Annotated in this window: 18 protein-coding genes; 14 read left to right on the top strand and 4 right to left on the bottom strand. The window is 65.2% G+C overall.

The annotated features are described in order from the left end of the window. The first annotated feature begins 161 nt into the window (after positions 1-161). From paaA to P2869_RS16140, 7 genes are all read left to right on the top strand, one after another. The gene (gene paaA, locus P2869_RS16110; RefSeq protein WP_277596963.1) at positions 162-1,160 is read left to right on the top strand and encodes a 1,2-phenylacetyl-CoA epoxidase subunit PaaA; all 999 of its coding nucleotides are present in this window, start codon (positions 162-164) and stop codon (positions 1,158-1,160) included. A gap of 125 nt (positions 1,161-1,285) precedes the next feature. Next, the gene (gene paaB / locus P2869_RS16115; protein ID WP_017772033.1) at positions 1,286-1,570 is read left to right on the top strand and encodes a 1,2-phenylacetyl-CoA epoxidase subunit PaaB; all 285 of its coding nucleotides are present in this window, start codon (positions 1,286-1,288) and stop codon (positions 1,568-1,570) included. Between the two features lie 10 nt (positions 1,571-1,580). Further along, complete coding sequence (gene paaC, locus P2869_RS16120) at positions 1,581-2,384, top strand: 1,2-phenylacetyl-CoA epoxidase subunit PaaC (protein ID WP_277596964.1); 804 nt, start codon at positions 1,581-1,583, stop codon at positions 2,382-2,384. Positions 2,385-2,430: 46 nt separating this feature from the next. After that, on the top strand, positions 2,431-3,015 hold the full coding sequence (gene paaD, locus P2869_RS16125) for a 1,2-phenylacetyl-CoA epoxidase subunit PaaD (RefSeq protein ID WP_277596965.1): 585 nt from the start codon (positions 2,431-2,433) through the stop codon (positions 3,013-3,015). Positions 3,016-3,017: 2 nt separating this feature from the next. Then, positions 3,018-4,106, top strand: a complete 1,089-nt coding sequence (paaE, locus tag P2869_RS16130; RefSeq protein ID WP_017772036.1) for a 1,2-phenylacetyl-CoA epoxidase subunit PaaE — start codon at positions 3,018-3,020, stop codon at positions 4,104-4,106. A 145-nt stretch (positions 4,107-4,251) separates the two neighbouring features. Next, positions 4,252-4,854: a TetR/AcrR family transcriptional regulator gene (locus tag P2869_RS16135; protein ID WP_126878193.1), complete on the top strand. Its 603-nt coding sequence runs from the start codon at positions 4,252-4,254 to the stop codon at positions 4,852-4,854. Between the two features lie 243 nt (positions 4,855-5,097). After that, on the top strand, positions 5,098-5,763 hold the full coding sequence (locus P2869_RS16140) for a GNAT family protein (protein ID WP_017772038.1): 666 nt from the start codon (positions 5,098-5,100) through the stop codon (positions 5,761-5,763). 166 nt (positions 5,764-5,929) lie between these two features. On the opposite strand, the gene P2869_RS16145 is transcribed toward P2869_RS16140, so the two are convergent. After that, positions 5,930-6,457, bottom strand: a complete 528-nt coding sequence (locus P2869_RS16145) for an Lrp/AsnC family transcriptional regulator (protein WP_277596966.1) — start codon at positions 6,455-6,457, stop codon at positions 5,930-5,932. Positions 6,458-6,616: 159 nt separating this feature from the next. On the opposite strand from P2869_RS16145, the gene hppD reads away from it, so the two are divergent. Then, on the top strand, positions 6,617-7,714 hold the full coding sequence (gene hppD, locus P2869_RS16150) for a 4-hydroxyphenylpyruvate dioxygenase (protein WP_017772040.1): 1,098 nt from the start codon (positions 6,617-6,619) through the stop codon (positions 7,712-7,714). A gap of 195 nt (positions 7,715-7,909) precedes the next feature. Here the strand turns inward: hppD and P2869_RS16155 are convergent, their stop codons facing one another. Then, positions 7,910-8,125, bottom strand: a complete 216-nt coding sequence (locus tag P2869_RS16155; protein WP_017772041.1) for a hypothetical protein — start codon at positions 8,123-8,125, stop codon at positions 7,910-7,912. Between the two features lie 386 nt (positions 8,126-8,511). Between P2869_RS16155 and P2869_RS16160 the strand changes: the two genes are divergently transcribed. Further along, on the top strand, positions 8,512-12,102 hold the full coding sequence (locus tag P2869_RS16160) for an indolepyruvate ferredoxin oxidoreductase family protein (RefSeq protein ID WP_277596967.1): 3,591 nt from the start codon (positions 8,512-8,514) through the stop codon (positions 12,100-12,102). Positions 12,103-12,297: 195 nt separating this feature from the next. Here the strand turns inward: P2869_RS16160 and P2869_RS16165 are convergent, their stop codons facing one another. Together P2869_RS16165 and P2869_RS16170 are read right to left on the bottom strand one after the other, a co-directional pair. Continuing rightward, complete coding sequence (locus tag P2869_RS16165; protein WP_126878189.1) at positions 12,298-14,589, bottom strand: NADP-dependent malic enzyme; 2,292 nt, start codon at positions 14,587-14,589, stop codon at positions 12,298-12,300. Positions 14,590-14,863: 274 nt separating this feature from the next. Next, complete coding sequence (locus P2869_RS16170; protein WP_277596968.1) at positions 14,864-16,153, bottom strand: MFS transporter; 1,290 nt, start codon at positions 16,151-16,153, stop codon at positions 14,864-14,866. Between the two features lie 365 nt (positions 16,154-16,518). On the opposite strand from P2869_RS16170, the gene P2869_RS16175 reads away from it, so the two are divergent. The 5 genes from P2869_RS16175 to P2869_RS16195 all read left to right on the top strand — a co-directional run bounded on the left by P2869_RS16175 (position 16,519) and on the right by P2869_RS16195 (position 22,021). Further along, complete coding sequence (locus tag P2869_RS16175) at positions 16,519-17,205, top strand: orotate phosphoribosyltransferase (protein WP_017772045.1); 687 nt, start codon at positions 16,519-16,521, stop codon at positions 17,203-17,205. 229 nt (positions 17,206-17,434) lie between these two features. Beyond that, positions 17,435-18,031, top strand: a complete 597-nt coding sequence (locus P2869_RS16180) for a YbhB/YbcL family Raf kinase inhibitor-like protein (RefSeq protein WP_277596969.1) — start codon at positions 17,435-17,437, stop codon at positions 18,029-18,031. Positions 18,032-18,262: 231 nt separating this feature from the next. Further along, positions 18,263-18,844 (top strand): flavodoxin family protein, encoded by a 582-nt coding sequence (locus tag P2869_RS16185; RefSeq protein WP_017772047.1) that lies wholly within the window; start codon positions 18,263-18,265, stop codon positions 18,842-18,844. Between the two features lie 359 nt (positions 18,845-19,203). After that, the gene (argC, locus tag P2869_RS16190; RefSeq protein WP_277596970.1) at positions 19,204-20,151 is read left to right on the top strand and encodes an N-acetyl-gamma-glutamyl-phosphate reductase; all 948 of its coding nucleotides are present in this window, start codon (positions 19,204-19,206) and stop codon (positions 20,149-20,151) included. 526 nt (positions 20,152-20,677) lie between these two features. Further along, positions 20,678-22,021 (top strand): DUF2957 domain-containing protein, encoded by a 1,344-nt coding sequence (locus P2869_RS16195; protein WP_277596971.1) that lies wholly within the window; start codon positions 20,678-20,680, stop codon positions 22,019-22,021. The last annotated feature ends 66 nt before the right edge of the window (positions 22,022-22,087 follow it).

Genomic DNA, 22,087 nt, shown 5'->3' on the forward strand with positions numbered 1-22,087 from the left:
AGGCCCGTGGCAAGCTCGACTCCCCGCGCCCGTGACGCTGCCTGCGCGCGCCGCCCCGCGCCGACCGGCACCTCCGCGCCGCCCTGGAAAATCAAATTGACCGACCGGTCGGTTGGTTTATACTGCGCCCTACGGACAAACTTCGCACGAGAGCGCCCGCCATGTACACGCAATCCCTCGACATTCCCGGCAACGTCGCACCGCTCGATGCCGGCGCCGGCTCGCCCGAGCAGGCCCACTTCGACGCCACGATCGCGGCCGACGGAAAAATCGAGCCACAGGACTGGATGCCCGACGCCTATCGCAAAACGCTCGTGCGCCAGATCTCACAGCACGCGCATTCCGAGATCGTCGGCATGCTGCCCGAGGGCAACTGGATCACCCGCGCGCCCAGCCTCAAGCGCAAGGCAATCCTGCTGGCCAAGGTGCAGGACGAAGGCGGCCACGGCCTTTATCTCTATAGCGCCGCGGAAACGCTCGGCGTCTCGCGCGACCAGTTGATCGACGCACTGCACGCCGGCAAGGCCAAGTACTCGAGCATCTTCAATTACCCGACGCCCACCTGGGCCGACGTCGGCGTGATCGGCTGGCTCGTCGACGGCGCGGCGATCATGAACCAGATTCCGCTGTGCCGCTGCTCGTACGGTCCCTACGCGCGCGCCATGATCCGCATCTGCAAGGAAGAGTCGTTTCACCAGCGGCAAGGCTTCGACGCCCTCCTCGCCATGATGAAAGGCACCGAGGCGCAGCGCGAGTTGGTGCAACAGGCGGTGAACCGCTGGTGGTGGCCGGTCCTGATGATGTTCGGCCCGAGCGATGCCGATTCGATCCACAGCAACCAGTCGACGAAATGGGGCATCAAGCGCATTTCGAACGACGATCTGCGCCAGAAATTTGTCGATGCCACGGTCGAACAGGCCAAGGTTCTCGGCGTCACGCTGCCCGACTCCGATCTGCGCTGGAACGAAGCGCGCGGCCATTACGACTACGGCGTGATCGACTGGGACGAGTTCTGGCGCGTCGTGAACGGCGACGGCCCGTGCAACCGCGAGCGGCTCGCCACCCGCGTCAAGGCACACGACGATGGCGCCTGGGTGGGCGAAGCCGCCATCGCCCACGCAGAAAAAGTACGCCTGCGCGCCGCCCAGCAAGCCGCCTGACGCTTGCCCGCGCCAGCCGCCGCACCAATCGCGTCACAGCCCCGCGGGCCCAAAGGCATCAAGCGCAACACATGCGCAAGACCCGCCCGAACGAACGATCAGCAAGAGACTCCAGGAGATTCACGATGAACAAGGAATGGCCCATCTGGGAAGTGTTCGTGCGCAGCAAGCAAGGGCTCGATCACAAGCATTGCGGCAGCCTGCACGCGGCGGACGCGTCGATGGCGCTGCGCATGGCCCGCGACGTCTACACGCGGCGCCAGGAAGGCGTGAGCATCTGGGTGGTGCCGTCGTCGGCGATCACCGCATCGGACCCGAACGAGAAGGACGCGCTCTTCGAGCCTGCGGGGGACAAGATCTATCGTCACCCGACGTTCTACACGCTGCCCGACGAAGTCAACCACATGTAAGACGCGCACCATGACGCCCACGCAAGATCACCTCACCTACGTGCTGCGCCTCGCGGACACGGCGCTGATTCTCGGCCAGCGCAACGCCGAGTGGTGCGGCCACGGCCCGGTGCTCGAAGAGGACATCGCGCTCACCAACATGAGCCTCGACCTCATCGGCCAGGCGCGGCTGCTGTACACGCACGCGGCCACGCTGGAAGCCGCGCTGAACGGACGCTCGCGCACCGAAGACGATTACGCGTACTTCCGCGCCGAGCGCGAATTCGCCAACTACACGCTCGTCGAGCTGCCGCACTACGGCCCGCTCGCCGGCACGGCGCACGCGGAGAAGGACTACGCCGTCACGATCGTGCGCAATTTCCTGTATGCGACGCTAATGGCGCATCTCTGGACCGCGCTCACGGCGTCGTCCGACGAGGTGCTCGCCGCTATCGCCGCGAAGTCGCTCAAGGAAACGCGCTACCACCTGCATCACGCGCGCGAGTGGCTGATCCGGTTCGGCGACGGCACGGCCGAATCGCATCGTCGCGCCCAAGCCGCGCTCGACTATCTGATGCCTTACACGCGCGAGCTGTTCGCGTCGGACGCCGTGGAAGACGCGATCGCCGCGGCAGGCATCGGTCCGAAAACGGCCGACCTCGAAGCCGCCTGGAATGAAGACGTCAGCGCCGCGCTCGAAGAAGCCACGCTCGCGTTGCCGGCGCCGGTCAAGCACGTCACCACCGGCAAGCACGGCGAGCACTCCGAGCACATGGGCTATTTGCTCGCCGAGATGCAGAGCCTCGCGCGGCAACATCCCGGCGCGACGTGGTAGCCGTCCAGTCGCGCCCCGATCACCAAGGCACTTGCGGAACACAGCAATGACCACAGCTGCAGACACGTCCCGCGCGAGCATCGATTCGAGCGTCGAATCGATGCTCGAACGCGCCTGGGCCGCGCTCGAAGGGGTGCCGGATCCCGAGATCCCGGTCGTATCGATCCGCGAACTGGGCATTCTGCGCGACGTGCGTCGCGCCGCGGACGGCGTGCTCGAAGTCGTCATTACGCCGACGTACTCGGGCTGCCCCGCGATGGCGCAGATCGCGGAAGACATCGCTCACGCGCTCGAAGTCACAGGTCTTGGGCCCTGCCGGATCGAAACCGTACTGGCGCCCGCCTGGACCACTGATTGGATCACCGCCGAAGCGCGTGAAAAGCTGCGCGCGTACGGCATCGCGCCGCCCACCGGGCAGTGCGGCGGCGATGCCGCGACAGACGCGGGTCAGAAGACCGCCACCGAAAAAGCGTTGCGCTTCGTGCCGCCTGCCGCGCTCGCGTCGCCTGCGTGCCCGCACTGCGGGTCGCTGCATACCGAGCGTCTCTCGCAATTCGGCTCCACGGCGTGCAAGGCGCTGTACCGCTGCCTCGATTGCCGCGAACCCTTCGACTATTTCAAACCTTATTGACTATGGCCACCCCGGAATTTCACCCGCTGCGCATCCGCGAAGTCCGGCCCGAGACCGCCGACGCCGTCTCAGTCGCGTTCGAAGTGCCGCCCGAGCTGCGCGAAGCGTACCGTTTCACGCAAGGGCAATTCGTCACGCTCAAGGCCCACATCGACGGCGAAGAGACGCGCCGCTCGTATTCGATCTGCGTCGGCGTCACCGACTACGATCGCGACGGCGAATTGCGCATCGGCATCAAGCGCGTGCGCGGCGGCCGTTTCTCGAACTTTGCCTTCGACACGCTGCAACCCGGCCACACGATCGACGTGATGACGCCCGACGGCCGCTTCTTCACGCATCTGAACGCCGAGAACGGCAAGCAATACGTGGCGTTCGCCGGCGGCTCCGGCATTACGCCGGTGCTCGCCATCGTCAAGACGACGCTCGAAGCGGAGCCGCGCAGCACGTTTGCGCTGGTCTACGGCAATCGCAGCGTCGATTCGATCATGTTCGCCGAGACGCTCGAAGACCTGAAGAACCGGTTCATGAACCGGTTCGCGCTCTACCACGTGCTCTCCGACGATCTGCAGGAAGTCGAGCTTTTCAACGGCGTGCTCGACGAGGCCAAGTGCGCCGCGTTTCTTGAAACGCTGCTCCCGGCGAACAGCATCGACGAAGCGTTCATCTGCGGCCCCGCGCCGATGATGGACGCCGCCGAGCGCGCGTTGCGCGACGCCGGCCTTGCGCAGGAAAAGATCCATGTGGAACGCTTCGGTTCGCCGCTGCCCCAGGCCGGTGTGCCGCCCGTCGAGATTACCGGGAACACGCCCGCCGCCGACCTCGAAATCGTGCTCGATGGCAAGACGCGCCGGCTGCGTCTGCCGTACGAAGGCGTAAGTCTGCTCGACGTCGGCCTGCGCGCGGGGCTTGCGCTGCCCTACGCGTGCAAAGGCGGCGTTTGCTGCACTTGCCGCGCGAAGGTGCTGGAAGGCGAGGTGAAAATGGACCGCAACTACACGCTCGAAGAGCAGGAAATTCGCGACGGCTTCGTGCTGACGTGCCAGTGCCATCCGGTCAGCGAGCGCGTGGTGGTGAGCTACGACGAGCGCTAGAGCGGCTGGAACGCCGCGCACGATCCGCTTACACTAAGGCCGCTCGCGCGCCCGGTACGCCGGCGCGCGAGCGGCCTTTGCTACGTCATCGCCCGTCGCCGGGCTTGATCGCTTCGCTGTAGACAACCCGACCAGAACAACAACCATGGCCCGCACCCGCGCTCCCGATCACGATACTCAACGCGATCAGATTCTCGAACTCGCAGCCGGCAAGTTCGCGCAGACGAGCTATCCGAGCACGTCGATGGCCGACCTCGCGGCGGCAAGCGGAACCTCCAAGGCGCGGCTCTACCACTACTACGAGAGCAAGGAAGCCATCCTCTTCGACCTGCTCGACCGCTACACCAAGCGGCTGATGCTGATCATCGCGGAGGTGGAGGGCGCAAGCCAGCGGCGCGGCCTCGACGAGCGTGAAACCTTCGCCGAGTTGGTTCGTGCCTTTCTCGCCGAGTACGAGACGTCGCATAGCCGACACGTGGCGCTCCTCAACGACGTCAAATATCTGGAGGATGCGCAGCGCGAAATCATCCTGAACCGCCAGCGCGACGTGGTTGCGGCGTTCGCGCGGCAACTGTCGCGGGCCTATCCCGAACGGGTCACCCGCGAAAACCAGACGGCGCTCACGATGATGGTGTTCGGCATGATCAACTGGACGTTTACCTGGCTGAAGCCGGGCGGGCGCATGGGCTATCGCGATTTCGCGGAACAGGTGGTCGCGGTGATAGACCACGGTCTCATCAGCGCCTGAGCCGCCTGATTTTGCAAAGCAGCATGGGTGCGACGCTTTGTCCGTCGGCATGCCACAACAGTGTCATGCGCGAAGCATCAACAAAAAATCACATAAAAACAACAACTTAAAATTAGCGCCAAATTGCACTAGAGCGCGGACTCAGCCGGGAATCGGGGTTTTCCCTAGTTATTGGCACCCTTCTCCGATAGAATTCGTGTCGCGCCGCATCACGCGGTTGACGAACAGGAAGGAGAACCCGCCATGAACACGCCCACCGCCCTTACCGACGAGCCGATCGAAACGGTCGATCGCCTGTTGCCGGCCGGTCGCGCGCCTGCGCTGGTGCGGGAATTGACCTCCATCGACCGTGAGCGGTTGCTCGGTCACTTTCTCGCGCTCGGCGAAGACGACCGGCTCCTGCGTTTCGGCCAGGTCGTTCCCGACCACGTGATCGAAAACTACGTTCGCACGCTCGACTTCTCGCGCGACACCGTGTTCGGCGTGTTCGACCAACAGTTGCAGCTGGTGGGTGTCGGCCACCTCGCCTACCTGCCCGCCGAAGGCGACAAGCGCACAGCCGAGTTCGGCGTGTCCGTGACCGAAAGCGCGCGCGGCCAGGGCATCGGCACGCGCCTGTTCGAGCGCGCTGCCATCCGCAGCCGCAATACCCACGTCACCACGCTCTACATGCACTGCCTGTCGCGCAACAGCACGATGATGCACATCGCCAAGAAGGCCGGCATGAAGATCGAGTACGCCTACGGCGAAGCCGACGCCTACCTCACGCTGCCGCCCGCGGACCAGACGAGCATCATCGCGGAAATGCTTCAGGAACAAGCCGCGGCGTTCGATTACGCGCTGAAGCGCCAGGCGCGTCAGGCATCGAAGATCATCGAGTCGATCCTGCCGCACGCTATCGCGGCTTGAGCGAACGCATCGCAGCGCGTGGCGCCGCGATGGCGCCTGTCGCGATGGCAACGACAAACGACGAAGGGCGGCCTTGGCCGCCCTTCTGCTTTTCTGCCCCCTTGCCGGCCTTGATGCCTTTGGCCGCAGCGCCTCACCCGAACATCTCCATTCCTCACCCGGCGCTTCAAGGAATCGGCAACGCCGTGGTCTCTTTGAACGTTTCCAGCGAAAAGCTCGTCTTCACGTCGATCACCGACGGGTGATGCAGCAGTTGCTCCTGCATGAAGCGCGAGAAATGCGCCATGTCTTCCACCTGCACGCGCAGTAGATAGTCCATGTCGCCCGTCATCGCGTGGCACGCCACCACTTCGGGCCACGCCTGCACCGCCGCGCGAAACAGCTCCGCGTGCGTCGCGCCGGCACGCGCCGGTGAGCCCGCACCGCCGGCGGCCGGCATCGACGGTAGTGGGCCGCCCCGCTTCTCCAGCCGCACGCTCACGTACGCAAGCAGATCGAGCCCGAGCTTCTGTGGCGCGAGCAACGCAACGTAGCCACGAATCACGCCGCTCTCCTCGAGCCGGCGGATGCGCCGCAGGCAAGGGCTAGGCGACAGATTCACCCGCTCGGCGATCTCCTGGTTCGAGAGTCGCCCGTTCTCCTGGAGGATGGCAAGAATTCGCCGGTCGATCGCATCAATCTCGATTTTGGTCATTTTCTGCCATATAAGCGGGAATGGGTGGCAACAAATAGCTCGATCGTATTCATTCACAACCCAAATCGCAAGTTTTCGTCTCACCGTCGCGGATAAACTTTTCGCTCATACCGGCCTACGGCCCATCAGCCAAACAGCACCCGCAATCAGGAGAGAGACATGCAGGTTCCCGTCTGGGAGAACCCCGTCGGCACCGACGGCTTCGAGTTCATCGAATACACCGCCCCCGACCCGAAAGCACTCGGCCAGCTGTTCGAGCGCATGGGCTTCACCGCCGTGGCGCGCCACCGCCACAAGGACGTCACGCTCTACCGCCAGGGCGACATCAACTTCATCGTCAACGCCGAGCCCGATTCGTTCGCGCAACGCTTTGCGCGCCTGCACGGCCCGTCTATCTGCGCCATCGCCTTCCGTGTGCAGGACGCCGCGAAGGCCTACCGCCACGCGCTGGAACGCGGCGCCTGGGGCTTCGACAACAAGACCGGCCCGATGGAACTCAACATTCCGGCCATCAAGGGTATCGGCGACTCGCTCATCTACTTCGTCGACCGCTGGCGCGGCAAGAACGGCGCGGCGCCGGGCAGCATCGGCGACATCAGCATCTACGACGTCGATTTCGAACCGATTGCGGGCGCGAACCCGAACCCCGCCGGCCACGGTCTCACCTACATCGACCACCTGACCCACAACGTGCACCGCGGACGCATGCGCGAATGGGCCGAGTTCTACGAGCGCCTCTTCAACTTCCGCGAGATCCGCTACTTCGACATCGAGGGAAAGGTGACGGGCGTGAAGTCGAAGGCCATGACGTCGCCGTGCGGCAAGATCCGCATCCCGATCAACGAGGAAGGTTCGGAAACCGCAGGCCAGATCCAGGAGTATCTGGACGCCTACCACGGCGAGGGCATCCAGCACATTGCGCTCGGTACCAACGACATCTACGGCACCGTCGACGGTCTGCGCGCCTCGAACATCGCGCTGCTCGACACGCCGGCCACTTACTACGAACTGGTGGATCGCCGCATTCCCGGCCATGGCGAACCGCTCGATGAACTGAAGAAGCGGAAGATTCTCCTGGACGGCGCACCGGACGACCTGCTGCTGCAGATATTCACCGAAAACCAGATCGGCCCGATCTTCTTCGAGATCATCCAGCGCAAGGGCAATCAGGGCTTCGGCGAGGGCAACTTCAAGGCACTGTTCGAATCGATCGAACTCGACCAGATTCGCCGCGGCGTGGTGCAAGACAAGGCGTAAGCGTCGCGCCGCGCACGGCACAGCCGGGTAGCGGCATAACGCGCGCACAAAAAAGGGCGAAGATCCGCAGATCTTCGCCCTTTGCTCCTTTGGAACCGCCGCGTCCTAGCAGGCCGCGGCACTAAAACGGACGATGCCGTATCGCGCTACCCGCTATCTGCCTTCAGGTTGAGGCAAGCGGCGCGCGACGCCGCATCACGATTGCTCGCTCTCGTCGCTGGACTGAGCGGATGCGCCAAAGCGACGCGTACCGACCTGAGCCGGCGCACAGCGGGTTGTCATACGGGCGGTGGCATTGGCAAACGCATTGTTGCCGCCCTCGTTGCTGGATGCGTTCGAACGCAGCGGCGCGCTCATGGCGAAAAATGCGGCCGAGACCATCAGGAAGGTCTGGATGTTTCGATGGTTCATGCGTACTCCTTTTTCTGAACTACCTGCGCGGGAGGTGCCCCACAACGTGCGGGGGAACAGGACGCGGTCCGCACAGGTGGGGGATTAGACCGGCTTTTCAAGAGCGGTTCCCATCCGGAGCAGGCTTTTACAGGCCGTTACATCGCGATTCATTCGGACACATCGCGCGTCATACGCAGGCCACAATCGGCGCGACGATTCGCACCGCAATCACAGCCGAAAGGCCGCTGCAATCGGGATTTCTGGCTTCCTGCGGCGGGTTTTCACCAGTGCTACCATCGCGAAAAAGACGCCAATATGGCGACCCCGGCCGAAGCATTCACGAGATGCCGAGGCACAGCAGTTCTGGCGATCCAAACGGATTGGTAGATGGAGGAGTACACATAATGAATGCCCCGCTAGACGCAGGTCAGCGAGCGTCGCTCGAAGCCGCGCTAACGTCCGTCACACTCGACGACAAATACACCCTCGAACGCGGCCGCGCGTACATGAGCGGCATCCAGGCGCTGGTTCGCCTGCCGATGCTCCAGCAGGAACGCGACAAGACGGCCGGTCTCAATACAGCAGGGTTCATCTCCGGATATCGCGGCTCGCCGCTCGGCGGTCTCGACCAGTCGCTCTGGAAGGCAAAGCAGCATCTCGCCGCGCACCAGATCGTGTTCCAGCCGGGCGTCAACGAAGACCTTGCCGCTACTGCGGTGTGGGGCTCGCAGCAGGTCAACCTGTACCCCAGCGCGAAGTACGACGGCGTGTTTTCCATGTGGTACGGCAAAGGCCCCGGCGTGGACCGTTGCGGCGACGTCTTCAAGCACGGCAACTCGGCCGGCTCGTCGCGTCACGGTGGCGTGCTCGTGCTGGCCGGCGACGATCACGCCGCCAAGTCGTCCACGCTCGCGCATCAATCGGAGCACATCTTCAAGGCGTGCGGCCTGCCGGTGCTGTTCCCCTCGAACGTTCAGGAATATCTCGACTTCGGTCTGCATGGCTGGGCCATGAGCCGCTACTCGGGTCTCTGGGTCGCGATGAAGTGCGTGACGGACGTGGTCGAATCGTCGGCGTCGGTGGAGATCGATCCGCATCGTGTGAATATCGTGCTGCCGGGCGACTTCGCGATGCCCGAAGGCGGTCTCAACATTCGCTGGCCCGACCCGCCGCTCGTGCAGGAAGCACGGCTGCTCGACTACAAGTGGTACGCGGCGCTCGCCTACGTGCGCGCCAACAAGCTCGATCGCGTCGAGATCGATTCGCCCAACGCGCGCTTCGGCATCATCACCGGCGGCAAGGCGTATCTCGACGTGCGGCAGGCGCTCACCGACCTCGGGCTCGACGACGCCACCTGCGCGCGCATCGGCATTCGCCTGTACAAGGTGGGCTGCGTGTGGCCGCTCGAAGCGCAGGGCGCGCAGGCATTCGCGCGCGGGCTCGAAGAGATTCTGGTGGTGGAAGAGAAGCGCCAGATTCTCGAATACGCCATCAAGGAAGAGCTGTACAACTGGCCCGACGCGCAGCGTCCGCGCGTCTACGGCAAGTTCGACGAGAAGGGCGGCGCCGGCGGCGAATGGTCGGTGCCGATGGGCAACTGGCTCCTGCCCGCGCACTACGAGCTTTCGCCCGCCATCATCGCCAAGGCCATTGCCACGCGGCTCGACAAGTTCGACCTGCCCGCCGAGGTGCGCGCGCGCATCGCCACCCGCATCGCGGTAATCGAAGCGAAGGAGAAAGCGCTCGCCAAGCCGCGCGTGCAGGTGGAACGCAAGCCCTGGTTCTGCTCGGGCTGCCCGCACAACACGTCGACCAACGTGCCCGAAGGTTCGCGCGCCATGGCCGGCATCGGCTGTCACTACATGACTGTGTGGATGGACCGCAGCACGAGCACCTTCAGCCAGATGGGCGGCGAAGGCGTGGCGTGGGTCGGCCAGGCACCGTTCACGAACGACCAGCACGTGTTCGCGAATCTGGGCGACGGCACCTATTTCCACTCCGGTTTGATCGCGATTCGCCAGGCGATCGCGTCGAAGGCGAACATCACCTACAAGATTCTCTACAACGACGCGGTGGCCATGACGGGCGGCCAGCCCGTGGACGGCGTGCTCACCGTGCCGCAGATCACGCATCAACTCGCTGCCGAAGGCGCGAAGAAGATCGTGATCGTCACCGACGAGCCGCAGAAATACGAAGGCCACCCCGGCACGCTGCTCGCGCCGGGCGTGACGATCCATCATCGCGACCAGCTCGACGCCATTCAGCGCGAACTGCGCGAGATCGCCGGCACGACGATCCTGATCTACGACCAGACCTGCGCCACCGAAAAGCGCCGCCGCCGCAAGCGCGGCGCGTACCCCGATCCGGCACGCCGCGTCGTCATCAACGAAGCGGTGTGCGAAGGCTGCGGCGACTGTTCGGTGCAATCGAACTGCCTTTCGGTCGAGCCGCTCGAAACCGAGTTCGGCACGAAGCGCCAGATCAACCAGTCCACCTGCAACAAGGACTTCTCGTGTCTGAAGGGCTTCTGCCCGAGCTTCGTTTCCGTGGAAGGCGGGCAGGTGCGCAAGCCGGCCGTGGCGGGCGTGAAGAACGACGCCATGCCGCCCGTGCCTGCGCCGCAAACGCCCGACATCGCGCAACCCTACGGCGTGCTCGTCACGGGCGTGGGCGGCACTGGCGTGGTGACGATCGGCGCACTGCTCGGCATGGCTGCGCACCTGGAGAACAAGGGCGTGACGGTGCTCGACGTCACGGGTCTCGCGCAGAAAGGCGGCGCCGTGATGAGCCACGTGCAGATCGCCAATCGCCCCGACGACATCCACGCAACCCGCATCGCGATGGGTGAAGCGAGCCTCGTGATCGGCTGCGACGAGATCGTGACCGCCAGCGACGAGTGCATCTCGCGCATGCAAAACGGCAGCACGCGCGTGGTGCTCAACAGCGCGGCAACACCGACCGCGGAGTTCATCAAGAACCCGAACTGGCGCTTTCCGGGCTCGAGCACGGAAGCGGACGTCCGCGCCGCCGCAGGCGAAGACGGCGTCGCGGTGGTGGACGCGAACCACTACGCGGTGGCCCTGCTAGGCGATGCCATCTACACGAATCCGTTCATGCTGGGCTTTGCGTGGCAGCGCGGGTGGCTGCCGCTCACGCACGAGTCGCTGGTTCGCGCCATCGAACTGAACGGCGTGCAGGTCGAGAAGAATCGCGCGGCCTTCGAGTGGGGCCGCCTCGCCGCGCACGATCTGGCGACGGTGCGCAAGCTGGCGGGTGAGGCAGCGGCAGATGCGTCGGCGGCCAAGGTCGTCACGCTGCACACGCCGAAGTCGCTCGACACGCTGATCGAACGCCGTACCGCGTTCCTCACCGCCTACCAGAACGCCGCTTACGCCGCGCGCTATCGCCGGCTCGTGGACGAAGTGCGCGCCGCGGAAACCACGCTCGACGCGGGCGACGCGCAGATGCCGCTCACCGAGGCCGTCGCGAAGAACCTGCACAAGCTGATGGCCTACAAGGACGAGTACGAGGTCGCACGCCTCTACGCCGACCCCGCGTTCGTCGAGAAGCTGAAGCAAAACTTCGAGGGCGACTGGAAGCTCAACTTCTACCTCGCGCCGCCGTCGTTCTCGAAGAAGGACGCTTCGGGTCATCTCGTGAAGAAGCAGTACGGACCGTGGGTGCTGCCCGCCATGCGCATGCTCGCGAAGCTGCGCGTACTGCGCGGCACGGCGCTCGATCCGTTCGGCCGCACGGAAGAACGCCGCACGGAACGCGCGTTGATCGGCGAATACGAGGCGCTCGTCTGCGAGTTGCTGCGCGGGCTGAATGCGCAGAACCGTGCACTCGCCGTGGAACTGGCCAGCCTGCCCGACGGCATTCGCGGCTACGGTCACGTGAAGGAGCACAACCTCAAGGCCGTGCGCACGAAATGGGCGACGCTGCTCGCGAAGTGGCGCGCGCCGCAGGGTGGTGACGCGCGGCACGCGGCTTAAAGCGGCACGGCACACCGCAGCCGCTGTTGAACCGCTCTTGCACTGTAAGCGTCGCGCTTTTACGGCGTATCAGCAAAAAAAGGCGCCCCGCAAAAACGGGGCGCCCTTTTCATTTGCTTCTTTCGGTCGTGCGAGGTCGTTGCATCAAGGCTCGCGAACCTCGCGAGCCCCGCGCCGACAACGCACGCCGGCGTGTTACCGCGCTGCCTGCTGCGCCTTGCCGACAGCGGCCTTGGCCGACGCCACCGCAGTCATGTTGATGATCCGGCGCACGGTCGCGGCCGGCGTCAGGATGTGCACGGGCCGGTTCGCACCCAGCAGGAACGGCCCCACCGTCACGCCTTCGCCGCCAATCATCTTCAGCAGGTTGTACGTGATGTTCGCGGCTTCCACGTTCGGCATGATGAGCAGGTTCGCCTCGCCGGTGAGCGTCGTGCCCGGGAACGCCTGCTTGCGGATGACTTCGGAGAGCGCCGCGTCACCGTGCATTTCGCCGTCCACCTCCAGTTGCGGCGCGCGCGCGGCGATCAGCTGACGCGCCTTCGCCATACGCTGCGACGACGCCGACGGAATGCTGCCGAAGTTCGAGTTCGAGAGCAGCGCGACCTTCGGCACGATGCCGAACTTCTCGATCTCGCGCGCAGCGAGGATCGTCATGTCGGCGAGCTGTTCCGCGCTCGGCACTTCGTTCACGTAGGTGTCGCAGATGAAGAGGTTGCGGCCCGGCAGCATCAGCAGGTTCATCGCGGCGAAGTTCTCTGCGTCCGTCGCCTTGCCCAGCACCTGGTCGATGTACTTGAGGTGGCTGTCGAAGCTGTCGATCAGCCCGCAGATCATGCCGTCCGCGTCGCCGAGGCGCACCAGCATCGCGCCGATCAGCGTGTTGAACTTGCGCAGCGCGGCCTTGGCGCCTTCGGGCGTCACGCCGTCGCGCGCGCCGATCTCGTGGTAGGCCTGCCAGCACTGCTGATAGCGCGGATCGTCTTCCGGATTCACGATCTCGAAGTCCTGGCCAGCCTTGAGCTTCGAGCCCATCTTCTGCAGGCGCATCTCCACCACCGCTGGGCGGCCGACGATGATCGGCTTCGCGATCTTCTCCGTCAGCGCGAATTGCGCGGCGCGCAGCACGCGCTCGTCCTCGCCCTCGGCGAACACGATGCGCGCCTGGCTCGCCTTCGCAGCGGCGAACACGGGGCGCATCACCATGCCCGTGCGGTAGACGGTGGTGCCCAGTTCCTCGCGGTAGGCGTCCATGTCGGCGATGGGACGCGTCGCCACGCCCGAATCCATCGCGGCCTGCGCCACGGCCGGCGCGATCTTGATGATGAGGCGCGGGTCGAACGGCTTCGGAATCAGATACTCCGGACCGAATTCGAGCGAGTGGCCTTCGTAGGCCTTCGCCACTTCGTCGCCCTGATCGGTCTCTTCAGCCAGTTCCGCGATGGCGCGCACGCACGCGAGCTTCATCTCTTCGGTGATGGTCGTGGCGCCTACGTCCAGCGCGCCGCGGAAGATGAACGGGAAGCACAGCACGTTGTTGACCTGGTTCGGATAGTCCGAACGGCCCGTCGCGATGATCGCGTCCGGGCGCACCTTCTTCGCTTCTTCGGGGCGGATTTCCGGCTCGGGATTCGCGAGCGCGAGAATCAGCGGCTGGTTCGCCATGTCCTTGACCATCTCCGGCTTCAGCACGCCGGCGCTCGAACAGCCGAGGAACACGTCGGCCGACTTGATGGCGTCGGCCAGTGTGCGCGCGTCCGTGGTGGCCGCGTAGCGCGCCTTGGACGGGTCCAGGTTGCCGCGCCCTTCATAGATCACGCCCTTCGAGTCCGCCACCAGCACGTTCTTCTTCGAAAGACCGAGCTTCACGAGCAGGTCCAGGCACGCAATGGCCGCCGCACCCGCGCCCGAGCACACCAGTTTCACTTCGTCGAGCTTCTTGCCTACCACCTTGAGCCCGTTCAGGATCGCGGCGGACGCGATGATGGCCGTGCCGTGCTGGTCATCGTGGAAGACGGGGATCTTCATGCGCTCGCGCAGCTTCTGCTCGATGTAGAAGCACTCGGGCGCCTTGATGTCTTCGAGGTTGATGCCGCCCAGCGTCGGTTCCAGCATCGCGATGGCCTCGACGAGCTTGTCCGGATCGGACTCGGAAAGTTCGATGTCGAACACGTCGATGCCGGCGAACTTCTTGAAGAGGCAGCCCTTGCCTTCCATCACCGGCTTCGCGGCGAGCGGCCCGATGTTGCCAAGGCCCAGCACCGCCGTGCCGTTCGTGATCACGCCCACCAGGTTGCCGCGCGAGGTGTACTTCTGCGCGTCGAGCGGATCGGCGTGGATCGCCTCGCACGCGGCCGCGACACCCGGCGAGTACGCGAGCGAGAGGTCCAGCTGGTTGGACAGCGGCTTCGTCGGCGTGACGGAGATCTTGCCGGGCTTCGGATTCTGGTGGTATGCGAGAGCGCTTTGCTTCAGTTGTTCGTCCATGTTTGACCTGACAGGCATTTTGAATTGGAACCGGCATCACGCGGCGCGTGCGTCTTCGTGGGCGATCGAAGGGTAGATCGATGGCGGCGGTTCTTGCCTGCGCCGGTTAGGCGGGACAACGAACCTCGACGCAAAACAAGGCACCGGGGATTTCAACGGGGCAGTTAGTGTACACCCCGCACGTTGAGCGACGAGGCCCTGCCCAAGCCCCGCAGACGAAGCGCCGCAGCCTTCGCGCATGCTGCGGCGCGGCATCCTGCGCACTCGCGCGCGCTCACTCCAGCGCAGCGCCTCGGCGTTCGGGAATCAGGAAAAGCGTGGCGAGAATGTCGAGCACGTAAATCGACGCGAGCACGCCGAGCGCTGCGGTGAACGAATAGCGCGCCGCGAGCGCGCCCACTGTCACGGGCCCGAAGCCGCCCACCGCGCGGCCGATGTTGAAGAGCACGTTCTGCGCAGTGGCGCGCGCCTCGGTGGGATACAGCTCGGAAATGAGCGCCCCATAGCCGCCGATCATCCCGTTCACGAACGCGCCCATCACCATGCCGCCGACAAGCAGCGCGAACGGCGTCGCAAGCTGCGAGTAGACGAACACCATCGCCACGGCGCCGGCCTGGTAAAACAGGAACGCGGGCTTGCGGCCGAAGCGGTCCGCGGCCGCGCCGAAGAGCCAGATGCCCGCGGCCATGCCGGCCACCGTCGCGGCGGTCCAGAGGCCGGACTTCGTGAGCGAATAGCCGAACGCTTTCGAGAGATAACCGGGCAGCCAGATCATCAGCCCGTAGTAACCGAAGTTCTGCACCGAGCAGAGGATCACCACGCCGAGGCTCGTGCGGGCGGTGCGGGCGTCGGCGACGAGACGCCGGATCGGTGCGCGTGGCGCCGAGGCAGCGTCATGTCCGGCGCCTTTGGCACCTTCGGCACCTTCGGTACGTTGAGCATCTTTGGCACGTGCCGCGCGCTCGGTGAAGAGCAGCGGTTCCTCGACACGTCGGCGCACGAAGAACGACACCACGGCGGGCAACAGGCCGACGGCAAACATCCCGCGCCAGCCGATCACAGGCAAGAGCAGCGGCGTGAGCAGCGCCGCGGCCAGCACGCCAAGCTGCCAGCCCAGCCCCACATACGACGACACGCGCGCCCGCTGTGCGGCAGGCCAGGCCTCGGCGACCAGCGTCATGCCGATGCCGAACTCGCCGCCGAGGCCAATGCCGGCCATCGTCCGGTAGACGAGCAGGTCCGCGTAGCCTTGCGCGAGCGCGCACAGCCCCGTGAAGACGGCGAACACGAGGATCGTCCATGCGAGCACGCGCACGCGGCCAAAGTGGTCGCCCAGCATGCCGAAGATCACGCCGCCCGCCACTGCGCCTACGAGCGTCCACGTGACGAGCGAGCCGGCCTGGGTCGAACTCAGGTGCAGATCCATGGCGATGGCGGGCAGCATGAAGCCGAGGATCAGCAGGTCGAAGCCGTCCATGGCGTAGCCGAGCACCGAGGCAAGCAGCGCGCGGCCCGCGTAGCCGCGCCGCTGCACGGTTTCGGGAGGAGAGGAAACAGCGTTCATGTTGGCGCGCTCGCGGCGTTCGTTAGAGGGCTTGGCGGGATTTCGCAGGGTTCGGCAGGGTTCGGCGGGGCGATCCCGAAATTCGCGTGAGTGTAAGGGCGTAGGGCGAGCGCTACAACGGGCCGCGCTCGTCGGCGCCACCCAAGTCGGGTAAAATGCCGGGCTACGCGCGCAGCAGGCTGGCCGGTGGCTCGCGGCCCCACTGTGCGCTCCGCCGTGGTGCCGGCGAACCCCGTCCTGACGGCAACGTCAGGAACGCCGAAGCCGCCGGAGCCCGCCGCCTGGCGAAGCTCCGCCGCCTGGGTCCCGCTGATCGCCGCCCGGCCACGCGCATCATCTCCCGCTCACACCCAAGGATTCGCCCCATGACAGGCTACGATCGTCAGACGATCTCCGACACGACCGCGAAAATACTGCTCGAAGTGCAGGCCGTGCACTTCAACGCCGAAAAGCCGTTCATCTTCACGTCCGGCTGGGCGAGCCCGGTGTACATCGACTGCCGCAAGCTGATCTCGTATCCGCGCGTGCGCCGTGCCCTCATGGAGATGGCCGAAACCACCATCCTGCGCGACGTTGGCTTCGAGCAGATCGACGCCGTGGCCGGCGGCGAAACCGCCGGCATCCCGTTCGCCGCCTGGATCGCCGACCGCCTGATGCTGCCCATGCAGTACGTACGCAAGAAGCCGAAGGGCTTCGGGCGCAACGCGCAGATCGAAGGCTTCCTGGAAGAAGGTTCGCGCGTGCTGCTAGTGGAAGACCTGACCACCGACAGCCGCAGCAAGATCAATTTCATCAACGCGCTGCGCACGGCCGGCGCGAAGGTGAATCACTGCTTCGTGCTGTTCCACTACAACATCTTCAAGGAAAGCGTTTCGGTGCTGAAGGACATCGACGTCGACCTGCACGCGCTCGCCACGTGGTGGGACGTGCTGCGCGTCGCGAAGGAGTCCGGCTACTTCGAAACGAAGACGCTCGACGAAGTGGAGAAATTCCTGCACGCGCCGGCCGAGTGGTCGGCGGCGCACGGTGGCGCGACCGCGGCTCCGCAGTAATGCCCGCCACGCCGGGCGCGTGAGGGCCTGAGCGCCTAAGCGCCCCGCCCGTCCGCAGCGTAAAGAAAGCCATCTGTCCGCAGATGGCTTTTTTCTTTGGCCGATCTTTGCCTGAGCATGCCCGGCATATCGAACGGATTTCCCGCTTCGAGCGCAATCAAGCACAATCGGGCACAAAATAGGGAGATAGCGCAGCAGTACCCTCGCCTGTCAAAAGGAGAATCGGCTCATGCGTTGTCCCGACGTGTCGATGGCTTCGTTCCCTGTGCGAATCGCGCGGCATACCGTGCTCGCCGCCGCCCTCGCGCTCATGGGCGCCGCCGCGCCGCCGCTCCATGCCGCGGGTGCCTTCACTGTGGTCAGCACGGATCTGCAGGACGGCGGCAAGGTGGGCGACCCGCAGGTCTACGATCAGGACGACTGCAAGGGCGGCAACCGGTCGCCGCAACTGTCGTGGCGCAATGCGCCGTCCGGCACGCGCAGCTTCGCCATCACGATGTTCGACGTCGATGCGCCGGGCCGCGGCTGGTGGCATTGGGCGGTGGCCGGCATTCCGGCCGGCATCGACCACCTGCCGGCGAACGCCAGCGCGTCCGGCTATCTGAAGAAGCTCGGCGCCGTCGAGGCGCGCAACGACTACGACACGGACGGCTACGGCGGCCCCTGCCCGCCGGCCGGCAAGCCGCACCGCTACGTGGTGTCGGTCTACGCGCTCGGCACCACGAACCTGCGGCTCGCCACCGGCCGCCCCGCGATCATGTTCGATCACGAGATCGGCACGGCAACGCTGGGAGTGGCGAAGATGACGGTCACCTACGGGCGATAGGGCGTCCACGCCGGCGCGGACAGCAAGCAGGTGCGACACGTGCGGCACGCCTGCGCCCATTACCCCCTGAACGGAAATTCAGTCCTTCCCGCGCGCACCGTGCATCGTGCACAGCCGCTACACGAGAAAGTGCTTAAATGTCGGCGGCGCCGCAACGCACGATCCACGCGGCAAGCCTTCATCCCCGGACAGCCGGATTCCCCCGTTTCCCTTTGAAAAATGGAGCGCTCCATGTCGAAGATTGTCATCGTTTATCACAGCGGCTACGGCCACACGAAGAAGCTCGCCGAAGCGGTTCTGGCCGGCATGACGGACGCGGGCGCGGACGCGAAGCTGTTCGCGGTCGGCGAGTTGGACGACGCGGCGTGGGGCGAACTGGATGCCGCCGACGCCATCGTCTTCGGCGCGCCCACCTACATGGGCGGCCCCTCGGCGGACTTCAAGAAGTTCGCGGACGCCACGTCGAAGCCGTGGTTCACGCAGAAGTGGAAGGACAAGATCGCCGCCGGCTTCACCAACTCCGCCACGATGAACGGCGACAAGTTCTCGACCATCCAGTACTTCGTCACGCTCGCCATGCAGCACAGCATGATCTGGACGGGCACGGGCATCATGCCGTCGAACACGAAGGCGGCCACGCGCAACGACCTCAACTACGTGGGCGGCTTCACCGGGCTGCTCGGGCAGTCGCCGGCCGACGCGTCGCCCGAAGAGGCACCGCCCCAGGGCGATCTCGAAACGGCGAAGGTGTTCGGCGCCCGCGTGGCCGCCGTGACGGCGCGCTGGAACGCGGGACGCGAAGGGTCGGCGTAAGGTTTTTTCGCTGAGTCTCGCTGTGCCACGCAGCGTCGCTGCGTCTCGCGTCGAAGCGTGAGCGGGGCGTCGGGGTGCCCCACGGCGGGGCGCCCCGCTTTGCCCTCTGAGCCCAGCGCACTCTTCGCGCCGCTGCGCGCCCTCTCCGCCCACCCTCCGCGCCTACCCACGTCATCCTCCCGTCACCATCGTCGCGCAAGGTGCGGAAAATGCGGGCTTTTCTCCTGCAACGCCGCACGCTCGCCGCCATGAGGTCTTAAAATGGCGTTCCGGCGCGAAACCGGCGCCGCACCGAACCGGCGCCTTCGGTCCGCGGCCCGGTTCCACTGCACCGAATCACCCGTTTCAGCGAGACAGCGATGAGCACCAAAGTTTTTGTCGACGGACAGGAAGGCACCACCGGCCTGAAGATCTTCGAATACCTGTCGCAACGTAGCGACGTGGAAGTCCTGCGCATCGAAGAAGCGAAGCGCAAAGACGTCGAAGAGCGCCGTCGTCTCATCAATGCCTCGGATGTCACGTTCCTGTGCCTGCCCGACGCGGCCTCGCGCGAGTCGGCCACGCTTGTGGATAACAGCCGCACTGTCGTGATCGACGCGAGCACGGCGTTTCGCACGAGCCCCGACTGGGTCTATGGCGTGCCCGAACTCACGCGCGGCCAGCGCGAGCGTGTGCGCGGCGCGAAGCGCATCGCGGTGCCGGGCTGCCACGCGTCGGCATTCGTGCTGGCCATGCGGCCCCTCGTCGAGGCGGGCGTGGTCGCGCCCGAGTTCGCGGCGCACAGCTACTCCATCACGGGCTACAGCGGCGGCGGCAAGAAGATGATTGCCGACTACGAAGCGGGCAACAACGCGAAGCTGAACAGCCCGCGGCCCTACGCGCTCGGCCTCGGCCACAAGCATCTGCCGGAGATGGCGGCGCACACCGGCCTGAAGTCGGCACCCGTGTTCACGCCGATCGTGGGCAACTTCTTCAAGGGCCTCGCCGTCACGACGTACTTCTCGCCGCAGCATCTGGCCAAGCGCGCCACGCCGCAGGACGTGCAGGCGCTGTTCGCGGAGTTCTACGCGGGCGAAGCGTTCGTGCGCGTGGCGCCGTTCAACGCGGACGAGAACCTCGACGCCGGCTTCTTCGACGTGCAAGCCACCAACGACACCAATCGCGTGGACCTCTTCGTGTTCGGTACCGAAGAGCGGTTCGTGACCGTCGCGCGGCTCGACAACCTGGGCAAGGGCGCGTCAGGCGCCGCCATCCAGTGCATGAACCTCGCCATCGGCGCGCCGGAAGAGACTGGATTGAAACGCTGATAGCACAGGCGGTCCATCCCACGAAGCCGGCTTTCATCCAGCCGGCTTCTTTTTTTCAAACGCCTGTACGTGCGATGACACGGCAGCGCCTCACCAGAAATGCGAGCCCCCCGCACCGCCCGTTGCACCCTTTAAAAGCCGCCCGAATAACGAGAAAAGCGCGCAGCTATTGGAAATTTCCATATAGACGGGAAATTTTTCTTGCTTCTATTGCTAAAACGGCATTGATTTCCGCATAGGGAATTCACGTATTTTTGTGCGAACGACCGTTCCGGCAGGATGACGCGATTTGGCCGCCGGCGCCGCACAGCAAGGCCTTGGCGATGTTGCGCCGCACGCGCAACACAATCTGTGTCCTGCCGTAAACCCGTGTTCCGTTTAAAAGGGCGGCGAGCCTCGCCACAAGGCGGCATCGGCGAATAAAACGCTGTTTGAATCGACTTTTTTAGACGGTTCTTTCAATTGACAGCCATAAAGAGCCCGGCGAAATTACACCGCACAATTAAACGAGATCAGGGAGACAACAATGTCGCACACCGTTTCGGTGGGACTGGCGCTGGCCATCGCCACTGCACCCTTGCTGATTGCTTGCGGCGGCGGAAAGGCTGATGCACCAGGCGCCATCAACGTTCCTCAATGCTCGGGCGCCAGTTGCGGCGTTCAGGGCCCGCCCGCGCAAGGCGCCGGCGCCGCGGCGCTGTGCCCGGCCACTGGCGACATCGGCAGCTCGACGTATCTGGGCGGCGCCGGCAGCGGTGAGATCGTGAGCCTCAACATCAACGCCACCGCGATGACCTACACGCTCAAGTGGTGGGAGTCGCCCATTCCGCTCACCACCGGTACCGTGTCGCCCACGCGCGCAGGCGTGACGATCACCGGCAACGTTGCGCATCCGCCCACCGGCACGCTGCCTACCGCCGAACAAACGCGTTGCGCCTTCATTCTCGAACCCGGCAGCGGCACGGCGCCTGGCGGCGGTACCTACAGCACCGCCGCGAGCTTCAACACGAGCAATCCGCCGATGGTGCTGGTGGGCCTCGGCGTGGCGGGCGGCGGCATTCCGGGCGCGACGGTGCAGTTCAGCGGCGTGAGCATCCTTGGGCTGGGCACGGGCGTCGGCCAGGTGCCGAATCGCCAGTTCGACTTCTATCCGTTCCTCGGCTTCGCGAGCACGACAACGGACATCTCGAAACTGCCCGGCACGTATAACGGGCTGCTCTATCACATCACGCCGTCGGGCAATTACCTCACGGCAGGCGCGAACTCGACCGAAACGTTCGACGCCAACGGCGCCTGCACGTCGACCACCCGCTGCCTCACCACAGGCAACCCGTGGACCGCGGGCAGCAACGGCTACTTCACCAGCACGCAGGCTCCGCAGATCAGCGCGCAGACGCTGCCGCTCGGCATTTCGGCGAGCGCGCACATGGTGCTTGGCCAGGTCAACGGCGCCACCGTGCCGCTCGTCGTGCGTACGGGCAACGTGAATCTCGGCGCGCTGCAGGCCGACGACGAGTCCGGCATCGCGCTGCTCGCGAAGAACACGGCGATTGCATCGGGCGGCTTCGACGGCGGCTACGTAGGCGCCGACTCGAACTTCAAGTACACGGCCACCCTCATCCAGGGCGGCGTGGGCACGTTCATCAATCCGACCACGGCGGCCAACGAAGATGGTTTCGCGCTCAACTACGGCCTCTCGACGCCCGGCCTCATCGGCGTGACGGACGCGCGCGGCCAGAGCGGATTCGCGATCGCCTCGGGCGGTTTGTACGCCATCCTGATCAACGACACCATGAACGGCGGCCTCGCCTCAGGCGGCACGTGGTCGAGCAATCCGTACTTCGGTGTGGGCGCACAGATCAGCAAGTGAGTTGAGGAGGAACGGCAGCATCGAAAAAAAGCACACACCTCGCGCCCCCGCGAGACGCACGACGCA

The sequence above is a fragment of the Paraburkholderia sp. SUR17 genome (assembly GCF_029536165.1).
Classification (GTDB): Bacteria; Pseudomonadota; Gammaproteobacteria; order Burkholderiales; family Burkholderiaceae; genus Paraburkholderia; species Paraburkholderia kururiensis.